At 58.3% G+C, this 23,507-nt stretch carries 22 protein-coding genes; 4 read left to right on the top strand and 18 right to left on the bottom strand.

The features are described 5' to 3' along the window. Nucleotides 1–97: 97 nt before the first annotated feature. Nucleotides 98–988: an SIR2 family protein gene (locus ACRZ9X_RS17550; protein ID WP_480521201.1), complete on the top strand. Its 891-nt coding sequence runs from the start codon at nucleotides 98–100 to the stop codon at nucleotides 986–988. 60 nt (nucleotides 989–1,048) lie between these two features. On the opposite strand, the gene ACRZ9X_RS17545 is transcribed toward ACRZ9X_RS17550, so the two are convergent. After that, nucleotides 1,049–1,228, bottom strand: coding sequence for a hypothetical protein (locus ACRZ9X_RS17545; protein WP_480521199.1), 180 nt, complete (start codon nucleotides 1,226–1,228; stop codon nucleotides 1,049–1,051). A 536-nt stretch (nucleotides 1,229–1,764) separates the two neighbouring features. Between ACRZ9X_RS17545 and ACRZ9X_RS17540 the strand changes: the two genes are divergently transcribed. Next, nucleotides 1,765–1,998 carry a hypothetical protein gene (locus ACRZ9X_RS17540; protein ID WP_480521197.1) on the top strand — a complete coding sequence of 78 codons (234 nt, stop codon included), beginning with the start codon at nucleotides 1,765–1,767 and terminating at the stop codon, nucleotides 1,996–1,998. 12 nt (nucleotides 1,999–2,010) lie between these two features. On the opposite strand, the gene ACRZ9X_RS17535 is transcribed toward ACRZ9X_RS17540, so the two are convergent. From ACRZ9X_RS17535 to ACRZ9X_RS17485, 11 genes are all read right to left on the bottom strand, one after another. Further along, entirely contained in the window at nucleotides 2,011–3,300 is a 1,290-nt protein-coding gene (locus ACRZ9X_RS17535) for a relaxase/mobilization nuclease domain-containing protein (protein ID WP_480521195.1), read from the bottom strand. Continuing rightward, nucleotides 3,297–3,731: a plasmid mobilization relaxosome protein MobC gene (gene mobC / locus ACRZ9X_RS17530; protein WP_480521192.1), complete on the bottom strand. Its 435-nt coding sequence runs from the start codon at nucleotides 3,729–3,731 to the stop codon at nucleotides 3,297–3,299. Before mobC ends, ACRZ9X_RS17535 begins: the two co-directional genes overlap by 4 nt. 362 nt (nucleotides 3,732–4,093) lie before the next feature. After that, the gene (locus ACRZ9X_RS17525) at nucleotides 4,094–5,002 is read right to left on the bottom strand and encodes a carbon-nitrogen hydrolase family protein (protein ID WP_480521190.1); all 909 of its coding nucleotides are present in this window, start codon (nucleotides 5,000–5,002) and stop codon (nucleotides 4,094–4,096) included. 80 nt (nucleotides 5,003–5,082) lie between these two features. Further along, entirely contained in the window at nucleotides 5,083–5,496 is a 414-nt protein-coding gene (locus ACRZ9X_RS17520) for a GFA family protein (RefSeq protein ID WP_480521188.1), read from the bottom strand. A 37-nt stretch (nucleotides 5,497–5,533) separates the two neighbouring features. Continuing rightward, nucleotides 5,534–6,244: a glutathione S-transferase family protein gene (locus tag ACRZ9X_RS17515; RefSeq protein WP_480521186.1), complete on the bottom strand. Its 711-nt coding sequence runs from the start codon at nucleotides 6,242–6,244 to the stop codon at nucleotides 5,534–5,536. Continuing rightward, the gene (locus ACRZ9X_RS17510; RefSeq protein WP_480521184.1) at nucleotides 6,241–7,422 is read right to left on the bottom strand and encodes a CaiB/BaiF CoA transferase family protein; all 1,182 of its coding nucleotides are present in this window, start codon (nucleotides 7,420–7,422) and stop codon (nucleotides 6,241–6,243) included. Before ACRZ9X_RS17510 ends, ACRZ9X_RS17515 begins: the two co-directional genes overlap by 4 nt. A gap of 88 nt (nucleotides 7,423–7,510) precedes the next feature. Then, nucleotides 7,511–8,416, bottom strand: a complete 906-nt coding sequence (locus ACRZ9X_RS17505) for a LysR substrate-binding domain-containing protein (RefSeq protein WP_480521182.1) — start codon at nucleotides 8,414–8,416, stop codon at nucleotides 7,511–7,513. 100 nt (nucleotides 8,417–8,516) lie between these two features. Beyond that, entirely contained in the window at nucleotides 8,517–10,247 is a 1,731-nt protein-coding gene (locus ACRZ9X_RS17500; RefSeq protein WP_480521180.1) for a GMC family oxidoreductase, read from the bottom strand. Between the two features lie 99 nt (nucleotides 10,248–10,346). Beyond that, nucleotides 10,347–11,294 (bottom strand): AraC-like ligand-binding domain-containing protein, encoded by a 948-nt coding sequence (locus tag ACRZ9X_RS17495; RefSeq protein ID WP_480521178.1) that lies wholly within the window; start codon nucleotides 11,292–11,294, stop codon nucleotides 10,347–10,349. 143 nt (nucleotides 11,295–11,437) lie between these two features. Then, nucleotides 11,438–12,559 carry a hypothetical protein gene (locus ACRZ9X_RS17490; RefSeq protein ID WP_480521177.1) on the bottom strand — a complete coding sequence of 374 codons (1,122 nt, stop codon included), beginning with the start codon at nucleotides 12,557–12,559 and terminating at the stop codon, nucleotides 11,438–11,440. Nucleotides 12,560–12,603: 44 nt separating this feature from the next. Next, the gene (locus ACRZ9X_RS17485; protein ID WP_480521175.1) at nucleotides 12,604–14,886 is read right to left on the bottom strand and encodes an adenosylcobalamin-dependent ribonucleoside-diphosphate reductase; all 2,283 of its coding nucleotides are present in this window, start codon (nucleotides 14,884–14,886) and stop codon (nucleotides 12,604–12,606) included. Nucleotides 14,887–15,015: 129 nt separating this feature from the next. Here ACRZ9X_RS17485 and ACRZ9X_RS17480 point away from each other — a divergent pair, with 129 nt between their 5' ends. Then, nucleotides 15,016–15,447 (top strand): DUF1489 family protein, encoded by a 432-nt coding sequence (locus ACRZ9X_RS17480; protein ID WP_480521173.1) that lies wholly within the window; start codon nucleotides 15,016–15,018, stop codon nucleotides 15,445–15,447. On the opposite strand, the gene hisG is transcribed toward ACRZ9X_RS17480, so the two are convergent. Genes hisG through hisS form a run of 3 tightly spaced genes read right to left on the bottom strand, consistent with a single transcriptional unit; the run spans nucleotide 15,444 to nucleotide 18,709 of the window. Next, entirely contained in the window at nucleotides 15,444–16,133 is a 690-nt protein-coding gene (gene hisG, locus ACRZ9X_RS17475) for an ATP phosphoribosyltransferase (RefSeq protein ID WP_480521171.1), read from the bottom strand. The two genes, ACRZ9X_RS17480 and hisG, sit on opposite strands and share 4 nt — an antisense overlap. Next, the gene (locus ACRZ9X_RS17470) at nucleotides 16,130–17,218 is read right to left on the bottom strand and encodes an ATP phosphoribosyltransferase regulatory subunit (protein ID WP_480521169.1); all 1,089 of its coding nucleotides are present in this window, start codon (nucleotides 17,216–17,218) and stop codon (nucleotides 16,130–16,132) included. Before ACRZ9X_RS17470 ends, hisG begins: the two co-directional genes overlap by 4 nt. A gap of 3 nt (nucleotides 17,219–17,221) precedes the next feature. Then, nucleotides 17,222–18,709, bottom strand: coding sequence for a histidine--tRNA ligase (gene hisS / locus ACRZ9X_RS17465; RefSeq protein ID WP_480521167.1), 1,488 nt, complete (start codon nucleotides 18,707–18,709; stop codon nucleotides 17,222–17,224). A gap of 126 nt (nucleotides 18,710–18,835) precedes the next feature. Between hisS and ACRZ9X_RS17460 the strand changes: the two genes are divergently transcribed. Continuing rightward, nucleotides 18,836–19,030 carry a SlyX family protein gene (locus ACRZ9X_RS17460; protein ID WP_480521165.1) on the top strand — a complete coding sequence of 65 codons (195 nt, stop codon included), beginning with the start codon at nucleotides 18,836–18,838 and terminating at the stop codon, nucleotides 19,028–19,030. A 4-nt stretch (nucleotides 19,031–19,034) separates the two neighbouring features. Here the strand turns inward: ACRZ9X_RS17460 and ACRZ9X_RS17455 are convergent, their stop codons facing one another. The 3 genes from ACRZ9X_RS17455 to dnaE all read right to left on the bottom strand — a co-directional run bounded on the left by ACRZ9X_RS17455 (nucleotide 19,035) and on the right by dnaE (nucleotide 23,218). Beyond that, nucleotides 19,035–19,403, bottom strand: a complete 369-nt coding sequence (locus ACRZ9X_RS17455; protein WP_480521163.1) for a hypothetical protein — start codon at nucleotides 19,401–19,403, stop codon at nucleotides 19,035–19,037. A 5-nt stretch (nucleotides 19,404–19,408) separates the two neighbouring features. Next, nucleotides 19,409–19,627, bottom strand: coding sequence for a YMGG-like glycine zipper-containing protein (locus tag ACRZ9X_RS17450; protein WP_480521161.1), 219 nt, complete (start codon nucleotides 19,625–19,627; stop codon nucleotides 19,409–19,411). Between the two features lie 90 nt (nucleotides 19,628–19,717). After that, a complete protein-coding gene (dnaE, locus tag ACRZ9X_RS17445) occupies nucleotides 19,718–23,218 on the bottom strand; it encodes a DNA polymerase III subunit alpha (protein WP_480521159.1) in 3,501 nt (1,166 codons plus the stop codon). Nucleotides 23,219–23,507: the final 289 nt, after the last annotated feature.

The following is a 23,507-nucleotide window of genomic DNA, read 5'->3' as shown; positions in this document are numbered from 1 at the left end:
ACTAAACTGTGGATGGCTAAGGTGCCAGTTTCCAATCAAGCTTTCAACCAGACAGCCCACGCGGTAGCCTGTCTGCATTTAAAGCCTAGGAGAAATTATGGCCTCGTTGAATGAAATTCTTTCAAGCGATGAAAAACCTGCACTGTTTGTTGGGAATGGCATCAATCTTCATGGCGGCCACAAAACCTCAAGCTGGGATGACCTTTTAAAGGAGTTGTCTCGTAGACAGGGTTTGACACTGACCAAAGAGGAGCGGTCTGAGATGTCGAACACGGAGTTTTTTGATATTCTCGACCTCGCGCATCCGCGAGAGAAACGGAACAGCCTACAGGGTGAATTCTGCGATCTCATGCAGACTTGGCAACCTACAGTTCACCATAAGAGAGTAACGCGATGGGCGCAAAGGCACCGACGACCTATCATAACTGTGAACTTTGATGAGAATCTTTCACGAACAATGGACTTGGAGCTTTTCCATCCATCCAAAGGATTCACCGTCTACTACCCTTGGAGCTCATATTTCTCTAATCGAAGAGTTGAAAACCCAAGATCCGATTTTGCGATCTGGCATGCCCACGGCATGATGAAGTACCCGCGTAGCATTCGGCTTGGTTTGACCGACTATATGGGTTCCGTTCAGCGTGCTCGATCATGGGTTTATAATCGGAAGGACAGCTTGAGGGAAAAAGTGAAGAGCGGCGACATTGACTGGCAAGGCTCAAGTACGTGGTTAGACATAGTTTTCTTTTCCCCAATCGTCATCTTTGGGTTCACTTTTGGGAAAGACGAGAATTTTATTCGATGGCTTTTCTTGGAACGAGCCAAGCTTCAAAAAATCATGCCCGATAAGCCAAAGAAAATTTGGTTTGTTGAAAAGAGAAACGAGAATAGCCAAAGCAGGAAGCTATTTTTCAAGCGCCTGGGCGTTGAATTTATTACGTTCAATGACTATCCAGATATCTATGAGGATGAGGCATGGGAAGCCTGACACTTGCGTGTTGGCCAGCATTGCCGCGGCAGATGACAGCATAAATAGCTGCTTCGACATTCAGATTTTTGGAGAACGAGCAGCCAGCTCGTTTTCGATGGCACGCATGGACGCAAGGGCATCGCGCTGTTCTTGAGAACCACGCGGCGCAGCTGAAAAAGCAATGAACGCTTGCTTGCGCAATCCAAATAGTTCTGCGGTGTCAAGTGTTGCCGCTTCAAATCGTGAGACGAGTTTCATCGTATCCTCCTTTTGTTCAAGGAGGCCCCGAACCGGTCAGGGCCTTTCGGCCCCACACATCATCATTGGCCCTCAACAAGGCTCTGATGGGTCGGGTGTCTTTCTGGACAAGAGGAAAGGATGCGCTCAAAGCGCTTCGAGCAATTGAGGCTGCATCGAGTGCAGACACATAGAACCGAATGGATTTCCCGCAGGAAGCCTAACGGCAGCTTTTCTCCACCGTCGCGTGCGGTCTATTCGGCGCGAACTCGACTTCATGGGCTGTCGCAATCGAACGAGCGTGGCGATGGCATCTGTGATCAGCGTGTAAGGGCACAGGTGTCAGTGTTCTACATAATGCATAACTTGCTTCTCATAGTTCTGGGAAGGCTTGCACCAGTTCACCCAAGAATCCCTGACCGAATGCGGCATCAGACTTCAATGGACGGCCCGCACCACCTGGCTATGCCAGCCGTGTTGTCCATGAACTCCGAGCCTTTGCCTTCGGCCTGACGGGAGGGCGTTAGCAAGCCAACCCGAACAAAGGAGAAGACATCATGGCACGCGAAAAGAACACCAAAACCCAAGCCCAAAACGCCCCCGACTACCTAGCCTGGCACGTCACCGAAAAAGGCGACAAATCCTACTGGAACAAAGTCGGCGCAGCATGGTCGCACAAGGACGACAAAGGCTTCACTTTGCAGTTGGAAACCTGCCCGATCAATGGCCGCATCGTTCTGCGCCTTCCACGCGAAGATGCTCCCGAAGCAAGCACCGAGGGGCGCGCATAAGCGCCCCTTCCGCTACGGTCCAGAGGGACGGCGCGATCTGTTTCGTCGCCGTCCTTCTTCTTTTTCTCTTCGCCTTTGAAGCTCTTGGTCACGCTCGGTTGCGGAGAAGTTCGCGATATCTGCGCGCAGCTGCATTAGCGTTTCGCTTGAACGCGCGCGGTGCCGCTTAATGTCGTGTTGCAGGGTTTCTCGCTCTTCGAGTTGTTTGAAAATCAAGGCGTCCTTCTCGGCGCGGTCACGCTGCCACGCTTCAATTGTCTCCCGTTCGTTCAATTCTCTGATCTGACGATACTGACCTGTCAGGCGATGCCAGATACCGGAAAAGCCACGTGGCAATCGCCGTGCTCTTTGATTGGTTTCTGCCAACCAGCGTTTATCGTGAGCAACCCACAGCCTGCTTCGCTCGTCTTTATGGCGCTCTAGCAACTCACCTTTGCGGAAGTCGAGCATCGCCATGCGTTGCTTGGCCTCTGCTTCGACTTCTCTGATGAACCCTTCGAGTCTTGGCGAAAGTCTTCGCGAGATTTCTGCTTTGACATCATCGACGGATGGCAGAGCGCCACGATCTCCAAGGCGTGCTTCGAGCTCTTTTGTCTTCACCCCGGCGTAACGTGAAAGCGAATAAACTTCCCCGCGATGGTCGAGCGCGACATAGCCGCGCCGATCACCTCGTGCGAGCCAGAAGCCGCGTTCGTTGAGGGCGCTCTCGAACGAAGCACGATTATCCGAAGCTTCCCAGCTTTGCTTAAGGACTGCTTTTATCTCACGCGGATCAACGCCCGCACGCTTGGCTTGCTGCCATTCTTCGCGCGTGAAGTTCTCTGGGTCGCGCAAGGACCAATCCTGCAACCCGCGTGGCATGTCCCAGCCATGCTCAAGATAGAGCTCACGCGAGATGTCCTTCAGTTTCGACTTGAAGTGTGGAAGGTTAATGGCCCGCATCCGTTCAGTATCGATGCGTGACCAAACGACATGCGCATGGCGTCTGCCATCTTTTTCATGAAAGACGATGGCGCGCGGCTGGTTCTCTAGCCCGAACTTCTTCTCGATCAGGTCTGCCGTCTTGTCGAAGACTTCCGTTTCAACGTGAACACCCTCAGGCGGGTTCAGGCTCATCGAGAACAAGTAATTCTTGCAGCGCGTCCCGCGTGCGATGGCATCAGCTTCATGGAAGGCTTCGATCAAGTCATCGCTCATGAAGCCCGCAACCTCGTGTAGTTCGACATGCTCGTTATCACGAGTTGCCAAGAGATATCGGGCAAGCTGGCCAGCATCACCACGTTCTTTGGCCTTCAGAATCATGGCGATGCACCGGGCAATTTGCCGAGCGCGCGCAGCAGGTCGGCACGCAGGGCTTTGACCTCCTGACAGGCTTCGACGAGATCGGCTTCGGTCTCCGGTGTCACAGGTAGCGAACCTGTATTCACGGCCTTTGCAAGCTGGTTCAGGTTGTTCGAAAGGCGTGACCCACCCAGAGCACCGAGCACGCGTCCAAGCGCTTCCGCATCTTTGATCGGACTGTTCCCTGGCTTTCTCCGAGGCGTGACTTCATCACCGAACAAGCATTCACGAATATGAACCGCGAGCGAGCTGCGACCTCGCGCGGCGTCCAGTCTTGCGCGTTCTTCGAACGTAAACCGAATGGAAAACGGTGCTGGATACTTCGGCGCGTCGGCCTCAGCCTCGGGCTTTCGCCCGCCTATGTCGTTGAATCTATGGCGTAAGGTGCTCATCGTCGCACCTCAGACTCGGCGAGTCTAATTGTGCGAGTTGGTGCTCCCAGTCTTCTAGGGCTTCAAACAGCGCGCTGAGTTCATTCTCTGAAAGGGAATTGAACCGGGGGTTCAATCTTTTTCCCTCCGGGCGCACCATCTTCCAGCTAGGTCAAATAAACGCATTAACCTCTTTGCGAGTGTCGTGCCAAACAAGGATCATTCGGCGTCCTACCGACCCCGGTTGTGCAACAAAAAAGAATTGCACCGGGATTTTGGTTTGGAATGAAAAGACCGGCAAAAGGCAGCCGATGTGACAAGTCTATCTTGCCGCATGCTGTGCCATCCTCATCTGAACCGGTCAGCGCGCTACGAACCTGCGTTTAGTCCAGCCGCTTTGAGTTGTGATTCAGACTCAGGATGTCGCGGCGGCTATAGTGGCCCGCCGGGTCAAGTTTGAGGTGCGCAGATACGACAAGATCCAGATCGACATCAGCATAAAGTGTGACCTCCTCGTTCAACACCGGACCCGCGACAAGCGCACCGCCCGGAGCGGCAATCATGCTGCCGCCATTGTTGATGACGTCTCGCCCCTCGGTGACATAATCGCGTAAGGGAAAGCTGTCGGGGATATCACTACTGCGCAACAGGCCCGAAACAGAAACCACATAAACCCGCCCCTCCATCGCGATGAACTGGGTTATGTGATCCGTGACATCCAGATCTCCAGGCCATGTCGCGATATGCAGCTGTTCGCCCTGCTGATACAGCGCCTGGCGCGCCAATGGCTGCCAATTCTCGTAGCAGTTCAGCCCACCGACTTTCACACCTTGCCAATCCTGAACCGACAGGCCGTGCCCGTCTCCGTCGGCCCACAACAGACGTTCATGAAAGGTGGGTTTCAATTTCCGATGTACGTTCACGACACCCTGATCGGGATGGATCGTAACCAGCGTGGCATAGACCGAACCGCCCGAGCCCGAGCGTTCGACAATACCGGTCATCACGGCGACACCCAACGTGTCGGCCTCAGCGCAGATGGCGGCGATTTCGGGGCCGTCCGTGGTGATCGCCGACTTCAGATAAGCCAAATGGCCGACTTTCAGCAGCTCATCATTATGCGCAACGCCCTTCGCCCGCAGCCAGACAGGATAGCCCGACAGAAATACCTCGGGGAAGACCACAAGATTCGCGCCGTTTGCCGCAGCCTCGCGCAGCAAACCAATCAGCTTGTCCGTGCTGGCCTGAGGATCAAGAAAAACCGGTGCGGCCTGGACAGCGGCAACTTTCATTGGGGCGCTCCTGCGAATTGGGCAAATTGTCTCCGCGCCCGACCACATCAGGCGCGGATCAAACTGTCAAATTATCGGGCTCAGCCCGGATTGGCAGGGGCTTTGGCCATGTCGTCGGTCACGGGTCCCCAGGGCTGAGCCGAGTTGCACCAGATCTGGATCGTGGGTTTGACCCAGCTGCTGTCCTGCAGCGTTCCGGCTTTCACAGCAGCCAGATTGTCGAAAGCTGGCAATTCGGTCGCCAGCGGCGAGCCACAATTCTTGCAGAAATTCCGCGTGACCGGCTGGCCCGAGGCGCCGTTGACCACATACTGACTAAGGCTGTCGCCCGTGAATGTGATCGAAGATGTCGGCACCAGCACATTTGTGGAATAGGCCGAACCACTTTGCTTCTGACAATCGGGGCAATGGCAGACCACCATCATCGCGGGTTCTTCGGCGCTGGAACTATAGGTGACCTGGCCACACAGGCAGCTTCCTTGGATCTTGGGCATTGGGTTCTCCTTGTTGGTAGGTTTCGCTTGATTTTGTTTACGCAGATGGCTCTCGGGTCGGCATCAGATGGGCAGCGGACTGGTTGAACAGCGTTGCGTTTTGTTCAGCGGTGGCCTTGTCGCTGAATTGCGCGTCCTTGTGCAGGTTGATCGCAGTCACCACCGCCGGACGTGTCTTGATCCGTCTCCGCCAGGCGGCCACATTTGGGAAGTTATCCAGCGAAACACCCAGCGGTTTGGCGATAAATGCCCAGGGAAAACACATCATATCGACGATGGTGTAGCGGCCAAGCATATAATCGCGCCCGTCCAGCCAGGTCTCCATCACCGCCAGCGCGCGTTCGAATTCACCCTTGTAGCGTTTGTGGGCATAAGGCTGATTTTCGGGGGCATAATTGACGAAATGACTCAGCTGCCCACCCATCGGTCCTTGATTGGCAGCCTGCCAGAACAGCCATTCGTTAAAGGCAATCCGCTCCCGGGTGGTTTGAGGGCCAAACTGGCCGGAACGTTCGGCCAGATACAACAGGATTGCGCCGCTTTCAAAAACGGTTTGCGGACCGTCTTCGGCATCATGGTCCAGAATGGCGGGCATCTTTGCATTGGGGCTGATGGCGCGGAAATCAGGGGTAAGCTGATCCCCTGCCCGCAGGTTCATCAGGATGGTCCGGTGTTCCAACCCGGTTTCGGCCAGCATAATGGCCACTTTCCAGCCATTGGGCGTAGGCGAGTAATAAAAATCGATCATGAGGCATCCGCCAGTTTGCCAGCACCCAGTTCGGCCCGAACTTCATCGGTATGCTCGCCCAATTCCGGGGCCGGGCGCAAATCGGTTGCAGGCGTTCCGTGGAACACGGCCGCAGGTCGGGTCTGGCGCAGGCGGCCTGCCTTGGGGTGGTCGTATTCGACAAAAATACCATTGGCCTGCATCTGGGGATGCTGCCGCATCTCCCGCCGCGTCAGAACCGGAGCACAGGGTACACCCGCTTCCTCCAAAGCGGCCAGCAGCGCGTCGCGGTCCACCTCGCGCACAATTGTCTGCGTCAGGTCCAGCCGCGCATCGCGGTTGATGTCGCGCAATTCGGTGGTTCTGAAACGCGGATCATCCAGGATATCCGGACGCCCCGTGGCATGCGCCAAGGCCTCCCAATGTTTGTTCTGCATGATCGAGATGCTGAGATATCCGCCCTTCACTTGATAGATCAGATCGTGAAAGGACTGGCTTTCTTCCTTCTCCATCTCATCGCCCACAAAGGTGTGCCCGTTCATGTCCGACGCCCACAGGAATGCGGCCACGGTATCCAGCATCGACAATGTCACCTTTTGCCCCTTGCCCGTGCGTTCACGTGCAAATAGCGCGGCCGTCACGGCCTGACTGGCCTGAACCGCCGTCAGCTTGTCGGGCAGGATGGTGCGCACCAGCCTTGGGCGTTCTTCATCTGATCCCGCCTGCACGGTTGTCAGCGCCGAGAGCGCCTGAATTAACGGGTCATAAACCGGTTTGCCGGACAGCGGCCCGTCAAACCCAAAACCCGAGATGGACATGTAAACCAAACGAGGGTTCAGCGCGCTCAGCACTTCATAGCTCAGGCCCAGACGGTCCGCGACGCCGGGGCGAAAGTTCTGGATGAACACATCGGCCCCTTCGACCAGTTTCTTGATCATCGCGATGTCGTCAGGGTCTTTCAGGTTCGCCACAACCGAGCGTTTGTTGCGGTTGTTGTTGAGATATGACGCCGAGTGCCCACCGCGCCGGGTGGCCACATGGCGTGTGAAATCGCCGTCAGCGCGTTCAATCTTGATCACATCTGCGCCTTGATCGGCCAGAATCATGGTGCTCATCGGACCGGAAACGACTGCGGTCAGGTCAATGACCCGTACACCTGACAGGGGTCCGCTGCGCTGAAAGCCGCTGTGTTGTGTCATCACCACTCTCCTGTTGCCTGTCTTTGAAAGCTAGGCCGCAGCAGGGAGTTGGGGTAGTGCAAAATTCTCAGGAAGAGTTGAAAAAAATTCAGCTCGCGTGGCCCCTCAACCACTCATAAAAGCGCTTCAGGTCGGACCGGATCGGCCCGTCTGGCCGGACCACGTAATACGCGATATTGTCCGCGTCAGGTACGTCAAACGGAGCCACCAATGCGCCGACCGACAACAGTGTATCCACCAGCGGACGCCGCCCAAGGGCAATTCCCAGCCCGTCCTGAGCCGCCTGAATTGTCAGCTCATAGGTCTCCAGACTGTAGCGTTGTTCTGCCGCTGGGGCCAGCAGGCCGCGCGCGTCACACCAGCGGTTCCATTCATCGTTCACCGTTGTGTTGACAAGAACCCGCTGCGTTTCCAGTGCCTGTGAAATAGGCATCCCCCGGATTTGCGCGGCAAGCGCGGGCGACATCACGGGCACGATGGTCTCGGACAACAACTGGGATGACACCGTTCCCGGCCAATCCCCCATCCCGCGCCGGATCGCAAGGTCGACATTTTCCCGCTCCAGATCGACCACACGTGTCGTGGTCACAAGATTAACCTCTAGATCCGGGTGGGTGCGCTCAAGATCGACCAGACGCGGCAGCAACCAGCCTGCGGCAAAAGATGGCGTCAGTGTCAGCGACACGCGCTTGCGGCCGGGCATGGACCGGATCGCTTCGGTTGCGCTGAGAATCTCGGACATGGGCCCTTTGATGCGGTCAAAAAACTGCCGGCCATCGGTGGTGAGGTACAGGCGGCCTTTTCGGTTTTCGATCAACCGCACACCCAGTTCAGCCTCGAGCGATTTGACCTGATGACTGATTGAGGACGCCGAGACATTCAACCGTTCCGCCGCCTGCACCGCACTTCCGGTCAAGGCAACTTCGTAAAAGGATTTCAACCCGCCGAAGGGCGGGAAATAGTCGTGCTTTCCGGTCAGGCGCGATCTGGACATGTCCTGACCCTAGCGTCGGATGATCACAAATGGCAGTCCCGGATTGAACGGTAGGATGCCACGCCCCCAAGATCGGGATCGGCGACGCGGCACTCAGACCTTATCCGATCAAAATATCTGCCATCCGTTCGCCGATAATAACGGTTGGGGCCATCGTATTACCGGTCGAGACGCGCGGCATAACGGATGCATCCGCGATAGACAGCCCCTCAAGCCCGTGCACGGACAGGTTGCCATCGACGACCGACATGTCATCCTGCCCCATTTTGCAGGTGCAGCTTTGGTGGAAATAGGTGCCTGCCGCGTTCCGCGCAAAATCTTTCAGGCTGGCCCCGTCCAGCGCGCCCGGCATAACCTCGCGCTTGGCATATTCGGCCATCGGCGCGGCGTTCCCGATCTCGCGGCACAGTTCAATACATGTGGTCAGTGCAGTCAGGTCGGCCTCTTCCCGCAGGAACCCGCCATCAATCGACAGTGGAGCGTTCACATCCGCGCTGGTCAATCGCACGCTGCCCCGGCTTTGCGGGCGCACCAAACCCGGCGCGATCGTCCACGACCCTGGCGGAACCTCCGTCTGCGCCCCGGTGACTTCCGAGGCATAAGGCACTTCGATATGGAAAGGTTGCAGATCAGGCGTATCCAGCGCAGCGTCGGACTTCCAGAAGAACGTGGCCTCGGCTGCGCTGTTGGCGGGCGGCAGAGGGGTGTTGTATTCCCAGATACACCCTGCAGCCAGAATGTGATCCTGAAAGTTCTGGCCAACGCCCTGAAGGTTATGCCTGACGTCGATCCCCAGCGGTTCAAGATCCTGTGCCCGGCCGATTCCGGACTGCATCAATATACGTGGTGAGTTGATCGCGCCTGCCGACAAAATGACCCTGGATCCGGCAGCAACCGTTTGCAATTCCCCATCCTTCTCAAACGTGACGCCGGTTACCTTGCTGCCGTCCATCGTCAGATTGTGTACCGTGGCCCCGGTCAGCAGCGTGATGTTGGGCTGCGACAGTGTCTCCCACAGGTAGGATGCGGGCAGGTTCAAACGCTGGCCATCGCGGATGCGTACATTGGCCAGTGCCGCACCGCCGTCGCCTTCCATCATGGCGCCGTTCATGTCGTCATAAGCGGGGATGCCGACAGTTTCACAGGCGTCGACAAAGGACTGCGCCGACGGGTTGAAGCCGCGAACCTGATCCACATAAAGGCGTCCACCGCTTCCGCGCCGGTCTGGGTCAGGCGCGCCGTGCCAGTCTTCGATCCGTTTGTAGATCTCAAGCACCGAGTCATAGCTCCACGCGTCATCCCCGGTCTCGGATGCCCAGAAATCAAAGTCATTCTTGTGGCCGCGCGCCCAGATCATCACGTTGATCGACGACCCCCCGCCTACGACCTTGCCCATCGGCAGGATCAGAGACCGCCCGTTGACGGCCTCATTGGCATCCGCCGAATAGCCCCAATCCCGCTCGGACCGGATGTTGGTGGGCCACAGCAAAGGATTGAGCACCGCGTCAATCTGATCAGTTCCCCCGGCCTCGAGCACCAGAACCGTCGCATCCGTCTCGGCGGCCAACCGACCGGCGACAACAGCCCCACCCGACCCTGATCCAATGACGATATAGTCATACTGCGCGGCCAATGCCTGCGCGTTGTAGCGCTGGGTAATGGCTGCATCGCCCAGAGTTTGCGCCGCAGCCTTGACCGCCAGCGCACTGGCTCCTGTCGCAAGGGCCAACTGAACGAACCTGCGGCGACTGATCCGACCGTGCAGCAATCCCGCCTGCAATGCGTTGAATTTATCTCCGGCCAATAGGTCCAAAGTTGGCTTTAGGTGCATCTTTTTCTTCCTCTTTCCATCAATCTGTCGCAACACACCGATACCGCCTGTCGGTCCGGTTACAGGACCCGGCCCAGAACGGCGCAGGCCAGGTTCGGATCAGGCCCGCCGCTTCCGGTAGTCGCGGGGCGTGGTCCCGTACTGAGATCGGAAGTTCCGTGTCAGGCTTTGGTGATGCCCAAAGCCCCACCGCAGGGCAATTTCGCTGATGGACATACGCGCGTATCGCGGATCTCGCAGGTCGTCGGCTATGCGCGCCAGCCGCATTTTGCGAATGGTGGACGAGATCGACCTGTTATCATTGCCATAGATTTCCGTCAGCCGACGCACGGACATACCCATGCGCGCCGCCAAGGCATTCCGGTCAAAGGCAGGGTCATCCAGATTGGCCTGAATCGCAGAATCCGCACGCAGCAGAATTTGCTGCTCGGGTTTTGACAGCTCAAAAGAGGCATCTCCGACCGAGGCCAACCCGGCCACGAACAAATCGAGGATTGCGGCCTGCATCGCATTCCGTACGGGTTCGGTGGCGTCGTCTATTGTTTGCACCAGTTGAACGACACTCGCGCCGGTCGCACGTCCGATCGCACTGTTGCCGGGCACGGTGATGCCTGTGAACTGATCCGCGTTGGGCAAATGGCCAAGCAGATCGTTGCGGGGAATCTGGACAACCAGTTGCTGAAACCCGTCCTGCAAATCGATGCTGTACCGATCCGTACTGCTGTACAGAGTGAAATCACCTGGCGTTAAATGAGCCACCCGCCCGCATTGGCTGATCGTGCCCTGCCTGGCGGTTTGCAAGCTGATAAGAAAGCTCTCTTCTGTAGCGCGGGATACATCTTTCTGTCGGCGTCGCACCAGTTGCTGGCTACCGGTCACGAATGACGTCGATAGGCGCGACATGCGATTCAACGAGATTTCGCCATTGAAATCGTCGGGTTGGTCGCATTGGCAATCAAGCATCACATAAGCATCGCAAACCGCCTCGCGCCAGAATGCAAACCTGTCTTTTTGCCGGATGCTTTTCGTGCTCAGCAATGAAGTCATCGTAAAAAACCCGCCTCCCGCAGTTTTTCTATCACGAAACTGTTGTTTCAAAAAACCTAGCGGGTGCGTCGCTCAATCTGAACGATCTTTCCGCCCGTATTGAGAAACCGGCTGGGCTGACGACAATGACCGAAATAACTGCGCTAGCCGCGAATGGCTTTCAGGCCTTTGCGAACTTGACGCTTCAGGAATTTTCGGACACCTGCCGTTTCGCACAATTCACGAATGGTTTCGGCGACCAATAGGTCCCTTAGCTTGGGGTCGACATTCAAAAGCTGCTCAAGGTCGGCCTGTTCCAAATCCAGAGATGGTGGCACATCCAAAGCGCCATAATCGATGTCCTGAAACTCCAGACCTTGCTCGTCCCGCACCCAGCGCAGGTCGTCCCGATTGTGATATAGCACAGCCGCGGAAGCCTCTGGTCGCAACGTGGCGCGCGGTAAGCCCAGCTTGGCTGAAGCCTGCGCAAGCGCCACGTTTAATTGTCTGTTCGCACCTTTGAAAACGCCGTCCAGATCACGAAAGGCGCGGCTTCTGATCCAATATTGCGCGGCCGTCAGCTCTGCCGGGCCGGAAACGTTCGCATTTACCTGCTTGACGGCTTTCGCGGCGGCCTCACTCAGGCCGGCAAAATGCAGCATGTCCGCAACCACATCCCCCCGCGCAAGCTGAGCACGGTCGAACAGCCGAATAAATACCGCCTCGCCGAAGACAGCTGAATAGTTGTCATAAACCCGAGAAATCGAACGGGCCGGGTCCCCGAAGCTGCGGGAACTTCCGGATGCTTTCATTTGTTGCTGAATGCGAGCCAGATAGCCTGCGACGGGGTTGCGATAGTAACACAACACCCGAAATTCCGCATCGATGGGTGCAAACAGGGCCTTCAACCGTCCGATCGCTTCCCGATCCAGAAAGCTGAAGGATTCCGATGAAATTATAACGTGTTCAGCTTTGGACCGCTGTATCTTTGCAATGATGCGATCCAGACCGCTTTGCGCGGCTGCTATGGTTTTTGCCGCCTCTGCCGCTTTGTTCTTGAAACGCGTGGATCGGGGCCACTTGTCGCGATCCGGTTCGATCAGAGGCACCAGCCAGCGGTGGTTCTTCTTGAGCCGCACCAGCTGCATCAGCGCGCTGGTCGACGGCGTGTCCAGAGGGTACAGTACGCCACTGCGCTCCAGCATCCGCCGGTTCGCAGCCAGAGTGTCCTGAATCGACGTACTGCCGGTTTTCGGGTTACCGATATGCAGGGTGATGGTTTTCATGATGCCGTGGCTGCGCCTGCGCTGCTATGCATGATCCTCGCGGTTCATCCGCATTTGGAATGCCCGCAACTGCGGCAGGTCATGCATCCTTCGATCATGACCATGTCGAACTGACCGCAGGACGGGCACGCCTTCCCGCGTGGCGCGTCCATGTTCACCACTTGTGCTTGTGGGTCGGATTTCAGCCCCATGCCTTCGCCCTCAAGAAAACCGATATTGACCATGTGCTGTTCGATCACCCCACCAATTGCGGCGAGTATGGACGGGATATACTTGCCCTTGACCCAGGCCCCACCGCGCGGATCAAACACGGCTTTCAACTCTTCGACAACAAAGGACACATCCCCACCCCGACGGAACACCGCCGAAATCATGCGGGTCAAAGCGAGCGTCCAGGCGTAATGCTCCATGTTCTTCGAGTTGATGAACACCTCGAACGGACGCCGCCGCCCGCCGATGACGATATCGTTGATCGTCAGGTAAATCGCATGTTCACTGTCTGGCCATTTCAGCTTGTAGGTTGACCCTTCCAGCGCCTGTGGGCGATCCAGAGGCTCGGACATATAGACCACCTCGCCTCCGTCCACCTCATGCGGGGCAGCAGCGCTTTCGCCGGGGGCGGTATCTGCGCTCTCGGATACAGTCAGGACCGAGCCGGTCACGTCATTCGGGCGATAAGTGGTGCAGCCTTTGCAGCCCTGATCCCAGGCCTGCATGTAGACATCCTTGAAGGCGTCAAAGCTGATATCCTCGGGGCAGTTGATCGTCTTGGAAATCGAGCTGTCGATCCATTTCTGCGCCGCAGCCTGCATCTTGACGTGGTCGGACGGGGTCAGCGTTTGCGCGTTGACGAAATACTCCGGCAACTCGGAGTCACCAAACTTGTCGCGCCACATCTGCACGGCATAGTCCACAACTTCTTCCTCGGTGCGAGAGCCGTCCTTCTGCAGCACTTTGCGCGTGTAGGCATAGGCAAAGACCGGCTCGATCCCGGAAGACACGTTGCCCGCATACAAGGAAATCGTGCCTGTCGGCGCTATCGAGGTCAGCAGCGCGTTGCGGATGCCATGTTCACGGATCGCATCGCGTACATCCTCGTCCATCTGCTGCATAGTCCCGCTGGCCAGATACTTGTCAGCGTCAAACAGGGGAAACGCGCCCTTCTCGCGTGCCAAATCGACCGACGCCAGATACGCGGCGCGGGCGATACTGTGCAACCAGCGCTCGGTCTGACGCGCCGCCTCGTCGGACCCATAGCGCAGACCCAGCATCAGCAGAGCATCGGCCAGACCTGTCACGCCCAGCCCAATACGGCGCTTGTCCTGCGCTTCGGCCTCTTGTTCCGCCAGCGGGAATTTCGACGCGTCCACCACGTTGTCCATCATGCGCACGGCAGTGGCGACCAGCTCTTGCAAGGCCGCCTCGTCCAGATGCGCCGCATCTTCGAACGGGTCCGCGACCAGTCGCGCCAGATTGATCGACCCCAGCAGGCACGCCCCGTAGGGCGGCAGAGGCTGCTCACCACACGGGTTGGTGGCCGCGATGGTTTCCACATAGCTCAGGTTGTTGGCCTTGTTGATCCTGTCGATGAAGATCACGCCGGGCTCGGCATAGTCATAGGTGGCCTGCATGATCTTGTTCCAAAGATCACGGGCCTGAACCGTGTGATAAATCTTGCCGTCGAACACCAACTCCCACGGGCCATCGGCCTTGACCGCCTCCATGAACGGATCTGTCACCAGCACCGACATGTTGAACATGCGCAGCCGCGCCGGGTCGGATTTTGCGGTGATGAACTGTTCGATATCGGGGTGATCGCAGCGCATGGTCGCCATCATCGCCCCGCGTCGTGAGCCTGCGGACATGATCGTGCGACACATGGCGTCCCAGACATCCATAAAGCTCAGCGGTCCGGATGCATCCGCCGCGACCCCTTTTACATCGGCACCGCGTGGACGGATGGTCGAGAAATCATAGCCGATCCCGCCACCCTGCTGCATGGTCAGTGCGGCCTCTTTCAGCATGTCGAAAATGCCGCCCATGCTGTCGGGCACGGTGCCCATGACGAAACAGTTGAACAGCGTCACCTGCCGCGCGGTACCGGCGCCCGCGGTGATGCGCCCGGCGGGCAGGTATTTGAAATCCTCCAGCGCGCTGTAGAATTTTTCTTCCCAATGCGCCGGGTCCTGTTCCACCCGCGCCAGATCGCGGGCGATGCGCCGCCAACTGTCCTCGACCGTCTGATCGATGGGTGTGCCATCCGCCTTTTTAAAGCGGTATTTCATGTCCCAGATCTGCTCGGCGATGGGGGCGGCAAAGCGGCTCATTGGTGATTCCCTGTGCTGAAAGAGATATGAATACTAGACCGGATCACATCTAAACCACAACACCTTGATGACAAGCCGCAGAAGGCTACAATATAGGGACCCGCCATGGGACGACTCTGTGGGAAAGCTGTGGATAAGTACGTAAATCTCATCAAACTGTCCGTCGGATCGGAAAGCGTTGACACGCTGATGGCGTGGCAGGACGGTCGCAGGCCGCTCTATGAGGATGGATGCCCGCGTCACGTCACCCGCATGTGGCCCAAGCGCGAGGCCGAGATTCTGAATGGCGGATCAATCTATTGGGTGATCAAGGGCGTCGTGCAATGCCGTCAGCGCATCCTGCGACTGGACGAAGTACGCGGCGAGGACGGCATCCGCCGCTGCGCCATTGTGCTGGACCCCGAGGTGCATCGCACGCAGAACGCCCTCAAGCGCCCGTTTCAGGGCTGGCGCTATCTGAAACCCGAAGACGCACCCGCCGATCTACCGAAAGGGCGCGAGCAGGACGATGCGTTGCCTGACGATCTGAACCGTGCATTGGCCGATATCGGCGTGCTTTAACCCAGCCGGTCCAGCAGGTCGTTCAAAACTGCTTTTTCACCCATGTCGTATTTCGCCACCCGACTGCGCCACAAAGTCGCCTGTGACTGCAAAATCTGCCCATCCGTCAGGATTTTCAGGTGGTTCGCCCGCAACGTCTCGCCGGTCGAGGTGATATCGGCGATGGCCTCGGCGGTTTCGTTCACCACCGTCCCCTCGGTCGCGCCCTGACTGTCGACCAGCGTATAATCGGCCACGCCTGCATCCGTCAGGAACTCGCGCACCAGCCGGTGGTACTTGGTCGCGATGCGCAGGCGGTGGCCGTGCGACTTACGAAAAGCCGCGGCCGCCGCATCCAGATCATCCAGCGTATCCACATCGACCCAGCAGGCCGGTGTTGCGATGATCAGATCGGCCTTGCCAAACCCCAGCTGTGATACTTCTTCCAACTGCTGTTCCCACCGTGGCAGTTTCTCATGCACCAGATCGATGCCGGTGACGCCCAGATGAATCCGCCCTGCCGCCAGTTCGCGCGGAATTTCCCCGGCAGATAACAGGATCAGCGACACACCGTCGATCCCTTCGACCTTGCCCGCATATTCCCGGTCCGATCCGCTGCGCGAGAGGGTGATACCGCGCTTTTCGAACCACGAGAACGTCTTGTCCATCAACCGGCCCTTCGAGGGCACGCCCAGTTTCAGGCTCATTGCGCGCCCTCCTCGATCTCGAGCATCAGGTCAGGACGCAGCACGCCGCCCACTGCGGGGATTTCTGCGCCGCCACCCAGTTGCCGGGTCAACGCATCATAGCGCCCGCCGGTGGCGATCGGCGGCAGGTCCGCGCGGCCTTCGGCGTAAAAGCCAAAGACAAAACCGTCATAATACTCCATCGACGTACGGCCATAGGAGGCTTCGAAATCCAACCGCTCGACATCGACGCCCCGCGCCTGCAGCGCGGAGATACGGCCTTCCAGCCGATCCAGCGCGGGGGTGATCTGGGGCAGGTCCACTGCGACATCGCGCAGTTGTTCCAAAGCAAAAGGCATGGTTTCGCGCACGTTCAGCAACGTTTCCAGCCCCACCAGTTCACTATCCGAAATGGGCGGGGTATCCCGGTCCTCTCGCAGGGCGGCGATGCGCGCCTCAATCTCAGAGGCGCGGCGCTTGCCGATCATGGGCGCGTCAATTGCCAGAGGGTCCGCTGCGTCCAGCAGGGCGTCACGCCCCTCGGGACCCGGCTTGCGGCCTGCAAAGCGATCCAGCAACACCCGGAACCGGCGAGGACGCCACAGATGCCGCATTAGCGCGGCTTTGCGCCGGTCAGTGGTTTTCAGCCCGGCAACGGCGGCGGTCAGGATGCCAATATCCCCCGTCGCCGCGCGCAACGGTATCCCGCGCAGTTGAAGGGCAAACAACGAGAATACTTCGGCATCGGCCCCGGCGGCATCACTGCGGTCAAAGACTTCATACCCGACCTGAATGTACTCGTTCGAGCGATCCGGGTCATGTTCCTGCCGCCGGAAAACCTCGCCAGAATAGGTGTACCGCGCAGGCTCGGCCCCGTCAGACATGTGCATCTGCACCACCGGCAGGGTGAAATCCGGGCGCAGCATCTGCTCGCCGCGCAGCGCGTCCGAGGTCACATAGGCACGGGCGCGGATATCCTCACCATAGAGGTCCAGAAGAGTGTCAGCAGGTTGCAGCAGCGGCGTATCCACCACCTGCGCGCCCGCTGCCTCGAACCGGACGCGCATCATCGCGGCGCGGGCCTGTATCTGGGAACGGTTGGGCATCGCTCAGTCCTGACTGTCCAGAATTTCGCGCACCTTGGCGACCAGATCGCCCCGAGGAACTTCGAACTGGCTGGGACGTTCTTTCCACTCCTCCAGCGTGGCGCTTTCGGCAATCTTCGCGCCAAGGATCAGGTCCTTGATCTGCACAATCCCGTTGGCCTTCTCGTCACCGCCTTCGATCACCGCAATGGGTGAGTTCCGCTTGTCCGCGTATTTCAGCTGATTGCCAAAATTCTTGGGGTTGCCCAGATAAACTTCTGCCCGGATACCAGCATTGCGCAACTCGGCCACCATCGCCTGATAATCGGCCATCCGGTCACGGTCCATCACCGTGACGACCACGGGGCCTTTGGATTGCGCGCCGATCCGGCCCTTTTCGCGCAGGGCAGCCAGCAGGCGGTCCACACCAATGGAGATGCCTGTTGCAGGCACTTCCTGCCCGGTAAACCGCTTGACCAGATCGTCATAGCGACCACCACCCGAGACCGAGCCGAACTGCCGCTTGCGGCCTTTCTCATCGAAAATTTCAAAGGTCAGTTCGGCCTCATAGACCGGCCCGGTGTAATAGCCGAGGCCACGCACGACCGAGGGGTCAATCTCAATCCGGTCCGAGCCATAGCCGCCCGCATCCAGCAGCGCTCCGATCTGTTCCAATTCGGCGATCCCGTCGGTCCCGATTTTGCTGGCGCCAACAGCTGCACGCAGGTTGGCCAGCGTCCCGGCGGTATCGGCGGCCTTGGAGGTCAGAAAGGCAATCACCGGCTCGGCCTGATCGTCGCTGAGGCCCACGCCATCGATAAACGCGCCCGACGCGTCCAGGCGGCCCTTGGTCAACAACTCGCGCACACCGGTTTCACCTACCTTGTCGAACTTGTCGATGGTGCGCAGGACATTGTCGCGGGCAGCGACGTCATCGCCCAGCCCCATCGCCTCAAGCACGCCGTTCAAAACCTTACGGTTATTCACCCGCACCAGATAGTCGCCGCGTGGAATGCCGACGGTCTCCAGCGTATCCGAAAGCATCGCGCAGATCTCGGCGTCGGCGGCCATCGAGGCTGTTCCCACCGTATCCGCATCACATTGATAAAACTGACGATACCGCCCCGGCCCCGGCTTCTCATTCCGCCAGACCGGGCCCATCGCATAGCGGCGATAGGGCGTGGGCAGGTCGTTGCGGTGCTGCGCATAGACCCGGGCCAGAGGCGCTGTCAGGTCATAGCGCAGGGCCATCCAGTCGCCCTTGTCGTTTTCGTCAACTTCCTGCCACGCAAACACGCCCTCGTTCGGGCGATCCACATCGGGCAGGAACTTGCCCAGCGCCTCGACCGTTTCGACCGCGCTGCTTTCCAACGCGTCGAACCCATAGCGATGATAGACGCCCGCAATCGTCCGCAGCATCTCGGTGCGCTGCGAGACTTCCTGGCCGAAATAATCGCGGAACCCTTTCGGCGTGACGGCCTTGGGGCGGGGCTGTTTCTTTGGCTTGGCCATGTGGGGCGTCCTTGGGGCTTAGTGTTCCGCGCGCGGTCTATCCCATGGCCCGCATCGGGGCAAGGCGGGGTTTCTCTGGCCATGGGCCAATCGCGTCGTTATGACCACCGGCAAAGGAGTTCCCCAATGCAGCATCTGGAAGAACAGATCGCCCATCTGACCCGCACGGTCGAAGACCTGAACGCCGTCGTCACCGCGCAACAATCCGAGATCGACCGCCTGACCCGCCGAGTCGAGATGCTGTTCCAGCGCGAGGCTGAACGCGCGCAGGAAGGATCAGGCGGTATCGTCTACGGAGACGAACGCCCGCCGCATTATTGACCAATCACAGCCCCAGCGTCGATTTCACCGCATTATCGACCACGCCGCCCAAAAGGGCATCCTTGTCCGCAGCGCAGCCATCGGACAGCGCGGCGATGAAGGTTTCTCGCAGTTGGGCTTTTTCCTCGTCAGTGGTCGCGTGTTCTTCGATATTGATCTGACGGTTATACAGCGACAGGGCCGCCATTTTCCTGACGACGGTTACAACAAATTCTTCGTCACCGTCTGCCTCTTCCGCGATCGAGGCGCAGGTATAATGCATAACAGGTAGTGCGTCCTGCACCATCTGATCTGCCGCCTCATCCGCAAGTGCAAGCGAGGGGCCACCAAGAAGCACGGCACACGCCGCCAATTTGAACGCAGTATTTCTCATCACACTCACTTCCAGTTATGCCCGATAACGGCCCCGGCCACACCACCGATTGCCGCGCCTTTGCCGTCGCCGATCAAAGCCCCGACGCCAGCACCTATGAGCGCGCCTTCGATGGTCTTCTTTTTCTTTTTGTCATCCGCCAAACTCACCGATGCGGAAACCAGTACCAGCCCCGCAGTTGCCGCAAAGACCAGCTTTCGCATTGAAAAACATTTCGTTGTCATTTGGATCGCCTCCCAAGGTCTATCCCACTCAAACGGTCTAAGGATCAGCCTAACCGGGCGCATGGGTCGTGGCAACATTCGGGTGCGTGGTCAAAATTCCTCGACCGACATCACCCCATCCAACGACTTGATCGCACCCTTGATCTGAGGATTGATGGGGAAGGACTGGCCAAGGTCCATCTCGACCTCGCCGGGCAGGGACGGGTCCAGCAGGCACAGCTGAACCGGGCCGCGTGACGCGCCCTTGGCAGCTGCTTTGGCGTCCTCCAGAACCTTGGAAATGATCGGCAACACCTCGGCCTCGTCAACGAACACCCGCAGCCCGGACGCACCTGCATCCGCCACAACCGCATCCACCGGACCAACCGACCGACCCAGCAGCTTAAGCTGATCGGCTTCCATCGTGGCCTCGACATTGATGACCACCTGAGCACCCGTTTCCAAAAACTCTCGGCATTTCTCAAGCGTGTCCGAGAACAGCGTCACTTCGTAAGCACCGGTCGGGTCCGATAACTGAGCAAAGGCAAAACGGTTACCGCGCGCTGATTTCCGTTCCTGCCGCCCGGCGACGACACCGGCCATCTGGGCCAAATGCGGACCGGACCGGGCCTTTTCCGTTACCTCATCCAACGTCATCACCTTTTTGCGTTTCAACGCCGGCATGTAGTCGTCCAACGGGTGACCGGACAGATAAAAGCCAATGGCTTTGAATTCCTCGCTCAGCCGTTCGGCAGGCAGCCAGTCTGGTGACAGGGACAAGCGGGGTTCGGGCAGATCATCGCCCGCTTCGCCAAACAACGAGACCTGATTGGAGTTTCTTTGTTCATGGATCGCGGCCGAATACTGCACCAGTGGATCAAGGCTTTCAAAGACGCGGCGGCGGTTGCTGTCCAACTGATCAAACGCCCCGGCCCGCGCCAGCATCTCAAGCGGGCGCTTGCCGACCTTTTTCAGATCGACCCGGCGGGCGAAGTCAAAAAGGTTCACGAATGGTTTGTCACCACGTCCCTCAACCACAAGGTTCATCGCCTCGACACCTACGTTTTTCAACGCACCCAGCGCATAGACCAGTTCACCGTTCACCACATCGAACGTCGCCAGAGACCGGTTCACGCAGGGCGGCACATAGGGTAGCTCCAACCCTTTGCGGACCTCTTCGAAATAAACCGCCAGCTTGTCGGTCAGGTGGATATCGCAGTTCATGACACCGGCCATGAACTCGACCGGATGGTTCGCTTTCAGCCAACCGGTCTGATAGCTGACGACCGCATAGGCCGCCGCGTGGGATTTGTTGAAGCCATAGTTGGCGAATTTGTCCAACAGGTTCCAGACCTCGGTCGCCTTGGCCTCGTCCACATCGTTTTCGGCGGCACCTTTGAGGAATTTGGGCCGCTCGGCGTCCATCGCCTCTTGAATCTTCTTACCCATCGCGCGGCGCAGCAGGTCCGCGCCCCCAAGGCTGTAGCCCGCCATTTCCTGCGCGATCTGCATCACCTGTTCCTGATAGACGATGATGCCCTGGGTCTCGTCCAGAATATGGTCGATGGACGGGTGCAGCGTGTCGCGTTCGCTGAGCTTATTCTTGACCTCGCAGAACTTGGGGATGTTCTCCATAGGGCCGGGACGATACAGCGCGACGAGGGCGATGATATCCTCGATACAGTCCGGCTTCATCCGCTTGAGGGCATCCATCATGCCCGAGCTTTCCACCTGGAACACCGCAACCGTCTTGGCCGCGGAATAGAGCTTGTACGTCGCCTCATCATCCAGCGGGATGGCGTTGATCTCATTCACCGCCCCTTCGGCGGGTTCATAAAGCTCGGTCCCATCGGGTGCGGTGTGAAGATCGCGCCCGGATTTGAAGATCAAATCCATCGCGTTCTGGATCACCGTCAGGGTTTTCAAACCCAGAAAGTCGAACTTCACCAGCCCGGCCTGCTCGACCCATTTCATGTTGAACTGGGTTGCGGGCATGTCCGAGCGCGGGTCCTGATAAATCGGCACCAGCGCATCCAGTGGCCGATCCCCGATCACCACCCCAGCCGCGTGCGTTGAGGCGTTGCGCAACAGCCCCTCGACCTGCTGGCCATAGGTCAGCAACCGGTCGACGACCTCTTCACTGCGCGCCTCTTCCCGCAGGCGGGGTTCGTCTTTCAGCGCCTTTTCGATGGAGACAGGTTTGACCCCCTCAACCGGGATCATCTTCGACAGGCGATCCACCTGCCCGTAGGGCATCTGCAAGACCCGCCCGATATCGCGCACGGCGGCCTTCGACAGCAACGCACCAAAGGTGATGATCTGCCCCACCTTGTCGCGCCCGTACTTCTGCTGCACGTAGCGGATCACCTCTTCCCGGCGGTCCATGCAGAAGTCGATATCGAAGTCGGGCATCGAAACCCGCTCAGGGTTCAAAAACCGTTCGAACAGCAGAGAATAGCGCAGCGGGTCAAGGTCGGTGATCGTCAGCGCATAGGCCACCAGAGAGCCAGCACCCGAGCCCCGCCCCGGCCCCACCGGAATGTCGTGATCCTTGGCCCATTGGATAAAGTCGGCAACGATCAGGAAATAGCCGGGAAACCCCATGCCCTCAATAATGCCAAGTTCGAAATCCAGCCGTTCCTGGTATTCCTCGGGCGTCACTGCATGGGGGATGACCGCAAGACGCTTTTGCAGGCCTTCATTGGCGATGCGCCGCAGTTCGGCAACCTCATCATCGGCAAATTTCGGCAAGATCGGATCGCGGCGATAGGCCATGAAAGCGCAGCGGCGCGCGATTTCAACCGTATTCTCCACAGCCTCAGGCAAGTCAGCGAACAGAGTGACCATTTCCTGCTGTGACTTAAAATAGTGCTGCGCGGTCAGGCGGCGGCGGCCTTCTTGTTGGTCGACATAAGCCCCCTCGGCAATACAGATCAGCGCATCATGCGCTTCATACATATCCGAAGTCGGGAAATAAACGTCGTTAGTGGCGACCAGCGGCAGGTTCTTGGCATAAGCCATCTCAACATGGCCGCGCTCAGTCAGGCGTTCGACCTCAGGCTGGCCATCTTCGCCGGGATGACGCTGCAACTCGATATACAGACGATCCGGGAACATCCCCGCCAACCGATCCACCAGAGCCTCGGCCGCAGGCCACTGTCCCTGCTGCAACAGCATCCCCACCGGCCCATCCGGCCCGCCGGTGAGACAGATCAGACCATCCGACCGCTCCGCCAACTCGTCCAAAGTGACCTGCGGCAACTGCCCGCCCTTGTCCACATAGAGGCACGAGCTGAGCTTCATCAGGTTCTCATACCCGGCCTCGGACTGCGCCAGCAGTACTAGCGGCGCGGGCGCTTTCGGCTTCTCACCGGGCTGCGCCTGCACAAACGCCAAATCAACCTGACATCCCATGATCGGCTGAATACCCGCACCACTGGCGGTCACGGAAAACTCCAACGCCGAGAACATCGAATTGGTGTCCGTCACCGCAACGGCAGGCATCTCGGCCTTCTCGCACAGACCCGGCAGCTTCTTCAGCCGCACAGCGCCTTCCAGCAGAGAATATTCGGTGTGAACGCGGAGGTGAATGAATCGAGGGGTACTGCTCATACCCCTACGCTATCCCAGCCAGAGGCGCTGCAAAAGCGTGAACCGACGCTTTGGGATGCTCAAAAAATCAGCTCTGATTATTCGGCTTTTCCAGAAGGTGCTTCGGAAAGCGACAGACCCGAAAGACAAAAAACACTTTAGTTTCAGACGACTGAATGTCAGACATGCGCGACGATTCATCGCTTGCGCGGTGTAATGGTGCATTCCGCAGGCAGTTTTTCTTGCCAGATCGGCTGCGCTGTTTCTAACATCAACCGGCAAGCACTCCGCCCGCCACTCTTTCTACGTC

The sequence above is a fragment of the Ruegeria sp. AL1 genome, assembly GCF_056540905.1.
This window is presented reverse-complemented; position numbering and strand designations above follow the sequence as displayed.